4 protein-coding genes are annotated in these 5281 nt (G+C 74.5%); all 4 read left to right on the top strand.

The genetic code is table 11. From position 1 onward, the window contains the following. Window positions 1-302 precede the first annotated feature (302 nt). The 4 genes from SSOG_RS26880 to SSOG_RS26895 all read left to right on the top strand — a co-directional run bounded on the left by SSOG_RS26880 (window position 303) and on the right by SSOG_RS26895 (window position 4253). Window positions 303-488 (top strand): Trm112 family protein, encoded by a 186-nt coding sequence (locus SSOG_RS26880; RefSeq protein ID WP_009717411.1) that lies wholly within the window; start codon window positions 303-305, stop codon window positions 486-488. Window positions 489-608: 120 nt separating this feature from the next. Continuing rightward, complete coding sequence (locus tag SSOG_RS26885; RefSeq protein ID WP_009717412.1) at window positions 609-1952, top strand: SIS domain-containing protein; 1344 nt, start codon at window positions 609-611, stop codon at window positions 1950-1952. A gap of 89 nt (window positions 1953-2041) precedes the next feature. Next, window positions 2042-3235, top strand: coding sequence for a mannose-6-phosphate isomerase, class I (manA, locus tag SSOG_RS26890; RefSeq protein ID WP_009717413.1), 1194 nt, complete (start codon window positions 2042-2044; stop codon window positions 3233-3235). A 97-nt stretch (window positions 3236-3332) separates the two neighbouring features. Beyond that, on the top strand, window positions 3333-4253 hold the full coding sequence (locus tag SSOG_RS26895) for a cation diffusion facilitator family transporter (RefSeq protein WP_009717414.1): 921 nt from the start codon (window positions 3333-3335) through the stop codon (window positions 4251-4253). Window positions 4254-5281: the final 1028 nt, after the last annotated feature.

The following is a 5281-nucleotide window of genomic DNA, read 5'->3' on the forward strand; positions in this document are numbered from 1 at the left end:
CCCACAGGGACCCACCCCCGAGAGGCCCCAGCCCCTCCGGGCGTAACCTCCAGCCCCTTTCGGTGTTCGAGGCGCGGGGCCCGAGGCGGAGATGCCCCACCCCCAGCCCCTCCGGCGTTTGAGGAGCGGGGTCCGGGGCGGAGCCCCGGTTTCGGGAAGGGGCGGGGTGGGGAAAGTGCCCCCCACCCGCGGCCCAAGCGGCCGCCCCGGCCTGGCCCACCGCCCGCGGCGAAGCCACCCCCGGCGGTACCCTGACCACGCCGGACCCACGTCCGGCTGGACCACATCCGAAGGGACACCCCATGCCGCTCGAAGCCGGTCTTCTGGAGATTCTCGCCTGCCCGGCGTGCCACGCCCCGCTCCGCGAGGAAGAGGCCGAGGAGACCCCCGAGCTGGTGTGCACGGACGGCAAGGGTTGCGGTCTGGCGTACCCCGTTCGGGAGGGCATCCCGGTCCTGCTCGTGGACGAGGCGCGCCGCCCGGCCTGACGGCGGCGGACGACGCCCGACGACGCGACGCAAGACGCCACGCACGACGCCACGCACACGCGACGCACGCCGCACCCAGCCCGCACCGCCCCGCCCACGGCGATCGGAGGCCGTAGCTCCATGCTCGACGAATCCCTCCTCGACGCCCCAGAGGCCCTCGCCCGGGCCGATACCCGCGGGCTGCTGCGCGGGGCCGCGGAATCCGGCGCCAGGGTCCGTACCGCAGCGAGGCACGCCGCCGAGGCGGGCGTCGCGGACCTGAAGCCGGACGGACGGCCGCGCGCCGTCCTGGTCGCGGGCCCGGGGGCGGCGGGAAGCTGCACCGCCGACCTCCTCGGCGCGCTCAGCGGCGGCAACATCCCGGTGAGCCTGATCGGCCCGACCGGCGTCGCACCGGCCCCCGGCGCGCTGCGCTGGGCGCTGCCCGGCTGGGCGAGCCCGCTGGACCTGCTGGTCATCGCGACGCCGGACGGTACGGAGCCGGGTCTGCCGCGCCTCGTGGAGCAGGCGTACCGCCGGGGCTGCGCGCTGGTCGCGGTGGCCCCGGGGCACTCGCCGCTGGCGGGCGCGGTGGCGCAGGCGCGCGGCCTGATGGTGCCGCTGGCCACGTCCTCGTACGGCCCGCCCGGCAGCAGCCCGGCCCCACCCGACGCGCCCCCGTACACAACCGCCCCCACCCGCTCCGAAGCCCGCTCCGAAGCCGGGCCGGAAGCGTGGCCGGAGGACAGCCCCCAGGGCCCGCCCCCCGAAGGCGCACTGGGCGAGCCAGCCCCCTCAGGCGGGTACCCCCACCACACCACTCCGCCGCACATAGAGCCGCCCGGCACCGCACCGGACGAGGTCACCGGCCCCGCCCTGCCCGGCACGCTGTGGGCGCTGCTCACCCCGCTGCTCATGCTCGTCGACCGGATCGGCCTGATCTCCGCGCCGCCCGCCGCGCTCCAGCAGGTGGCGGACCGGCTGGACCGGGTGGCCGAGCGCTGCGGGCCGGCCATCGCCACGTACACCAACCCCGCGAAGACGCTCGCGGCCGAGTTGTCCGAGTCGCTTCCGCTGCTGTGGACGGAGGGCCCGGTGGCCGCCGCGGCCGGACGGCGTTTCGCGGGGCTGCTCGCGGCGCTCGCCGGGCGCCCCGCGCTCCCCGCCGATCTACCCGGCGCGCTGGCCGCACACGGCACGCTGCTGGCGGGGTCCTTCGCGGGCGGGGCCGACCCGGATGACTTCTTCCGCGACCGCGTGGAGGAGCCGGAGGCGCTGCGCGCCCGGATCGTGCTGCTGCACGACGAGCCGGTGGGCCCCGTCTCGGCCGTCCCGGCGGCCCGTGAACTCGCGCTGGCGCACGAGACAGCGTTCAGCGAGCTGGAACCGGACGAGGGAAGTCCGCTGGAGCGCGCGGCCGAACTTCTCGCCATCACGGATTTCGCCGCCGTTTACCTCGCGCTTGCTTCGGCGGATAGAACTTGAGGCCGTACGCGCGGCCATGAGCGGCCCGCGCCGGAAGCCCGTGCCGGAAATCGGCATCCCATCGCCCGGACAGTCAGGAACCGCACCGCATGGACCGCCTCGTCAACACCGTGCGCCCCTACGCCTGGGGCTCCCTCACCGCCATCCCCGAGCTGCTGGGCACCCCGCCGACCGGCGAGCCGCAGGCCGAGATGTGGATGGGCGCGCACCCCGGGGCGCCGTCCCGCCTCGACCGCGGCGAGGGCTCCGTCGCGCTGTCCGACGTGATCGCGGCCGATCCGGAGCGCGAGCTGGGCGCGGGCGCCGTACGGGCCTTCGGGCCGCGGCTGCCGTTCCTCCTCAAGGTGCTCGCCGCGGCCTCGCCGCTCTCCCTCCAGGTCCATCCGGACCTCGCGCAGGCGAAGGAGGGCTTCGCGGACGAGGAGGCCCGCGGCGTCCCGGTGGACGCCCCGCACCGCAACTACAAGGACGCCAACCACAAGCCCGAGCTGATCTGCGCCCTCACGCCGTTCGACGGGCTGTGCGGCTTCCGCGACCCCGACGAGGCCGCCGCGCTGCTGGCCGGACTTGAGGTCGACTCGCTCAAGCCGTACGTCGACATCCTGCACGCCCACCCCGAGTCGCACGCCCTGCGCGAGGTGCTGACGGCCGTGCTGACCGCCGACCGCGAGGCGATCGCCGAGACCGTGCACCAGGCCGCGGCCGCCGCCGAACGGCTGGGCGCACTCGACGGCCCGCACGCCCCGGCGTACGCGGCGTACGCCACCATCGCCCGGCACTACCCGGGCGACCCCGGCGTGATCGCCGCGATGCTGCTCAACTTCGTGACGCTTCAGCCCGGTGAGGCGCTCTACCTGGGCGCGGGCGTCCCGCACGCCTACCTCGACGGACTCGGCGTCGAGATCATGGCCAACTCCGACAACGTGCTGCGCTGCGGTCTCACCCCCAAGCACGTCGACGTCCCCGAGCTGCTCCGCATCGTCCGCTTCGAGAGCGACGCCCCGGCCGTACTGCGCCCCGAGGAGGACCCCTCCGGCGAGGAGCTGTACACCACCCCGATCGACGAGTTCCGGCTCTCCCGCTACGTCCTGGCCGAGGGCGCCGCACCTCGCGGCCTCCCCTCCTCCGGCCCGCAGATCCTGCTGTGCGTCGCGGGCGAGGTTTCGCTCCGCGGTGACGATGAACTACGGCTGGTACGCGGCGAATCCGCCTTCGTGAGGGCGGGCGAGGAGGTCACCGTGAGCGGCGACGGCACTGTGTTCCGGGCCACACTGACCGCCTGACGTCAGGCTCCCGCGGAGGGCTGGAACAATGGCCCGCCGTGACGGTAGTAAAGCTCAAGCAAAACTGCCATGAGTCTGGAAGGGACATTCGGCACATATGAGTGCATCAGGCGGAACCAAGGCGATCGTTGCCGCACTGGGCGCCAACCTGGCCATCGCCGCAGCCAAGTTCGTGGCGTTCGCCTTCAGCGGCTCGTCGTCGATGCTCGCCGAAGGCGTGCACTCGCTGGCCGACTCGGGCAACCAGGGACTGCTGCTCCTCGGCGGCAAACAGGCCAAGCGCGCGGCGACCCCCGAGCACCCCTTCGGCTACGGCCGAGAGCGCTACATCTACGGCTTCCTCGTCTCCATCGTGCTGTTCACCATCGGTGGCGTCTTCGCGCTGTACGAGGGCTACGAGAAGATCAAGCACCCGCATGAGCTGGAGGCCTGGTACTGGCCGGTCGGCGTGCTCGTCTTCGCGATCATCGCCGAGGGCTTCTCGTTCCGTACGGCCATCAAGGAGTCCAACGAGGTCCGCGGCAAACTGAACTGGTCCCAGTTCGTCCGCCGAGCCAAGGCCCCCGAGCTGCCCGTCGTCCTCCTGGAGGACCTCGGCGCCCTGGTCGGCCTCGTCCTCGCCCTCGGCGGCGTCGGCCTCGCCATCCTCACCGGCAACGGCATCTGGGACGGCATCGGCACCATGTGCATCGGTGTCCTGCTGGTCCTGATCGCCCTCGTCCTCGCGGCCGAGACGAAGTCCCTCCTGCTGGGCGAGGCGGCCGACGTCGACCAGGTCGTCAAGATCCGCGAAGCGGTCGTCGACGGCCAGACCGTCACGGGCCTGATCCACATGCGCACCCTCCACCTGGGCCCCGAGGAACTCCTGGTAGCCGCCAAGATCGCGGTCCAGCACGACGACAGCGCGGCCGACGTCGCCCGCGCGATCGACGCAGCGGAAGCCCGCATCCGCGAGGCGGTCCCGATCGCCCGAGTGATCTACCTGGAACCAGACATCCTCCGCCCAGCCACAACCTGACCCCCGAGCCCAAAGGCCGGGGCGATCGCACTACGGCCGCAACCGTCCCCCCCTGCCCCGCACCCAGACGACCCGCCGCCGTCGGAGCCCGGAGGCCCGCCCACACCCCGCCGCCCCACCCGGCGGTGGCACAGCCCGGGGCGCGGCCCCAGGAACGAAGGGGGCAGGGCACGCGGAGGGCAGCCCCACCGCATAGGAACGGATGCGGGGACCGGGGCGCAGCCTCCGGCAATCGGAGGCGCAGCCTGGCGCCGCGCAACACCCCTCGCCGGAACTCCGGCCGCACCCCCCATGACCCGGTGCCGAGAACGAGCTCAGCGACAGGCCCCGGGGCGCAGCCCCGGCGGGGTCCGGTGGGGTCCGGCAGGCGGAGCCCCGCCCACCGGATCTGGGCACAGGCCCGGCTTGAGGGCGAGGGCGGAACGTCGCGATGGGGCGCAGGGGGGGAGCCACCCAGGGCCCGGGGGCCCACGGGCAGCCTCGGGCCTGAGGGCGGGGGCCAGCACTCCGCCGGGCCCAGGGGCGCGGGCCCGGCGGAGGACAGCGGCCGGAGGTGCCACTGGATCAGGACGGGGCCAGCCTCCGGCGCGGGGCTGCCCGGGCCCCGGGATTGCGGCCCCGTCCCGTGGGCGGGGCGAGCGCCGCGACCTGGGCCTGAGGGGGTGTCCGCAAAGTCCCGCCGGGCCCGCGACGCCTGGCACGCTCCCTCAGCTACCGCTGGGAGGTGCCCCCTCTCGCTGCGTTGTCGGGATCACCCGAGTAGGCCCGCCCCGAGACTCCGTCCGGGAGGTGCCCCCGCGAGGGCGACCCTCCGCCTTGCGATCGCACGCGCCCCCAGCTACCGCTGGGAGGTGCCCCCTGTCGCCGCAGGCTGATCCGACGCGACTTTGCGGACACCTCTAGGGGCGCAGCCTCCGGTATGGGGCTGGCCCCTCGTCCGAATCCCGGGGCAGCCGCCCAGGACCTGGGGGCCAGGGGCGTAGCCCCGGCGGGGGACGGGGCGGAGCCCCGGTTCGGGAAGGGGCGGG

This window comes from Streptomyces himastatinicus ATCC 53653 (assembly GCF_000158915.1).
GTDB classification, from domain to species: Bacteria; Actinomycetota; Actinomycetes; order Streptomycetales; family Streptomycetaceae; genus Streptomyces; species Streptomyces himastatinicus.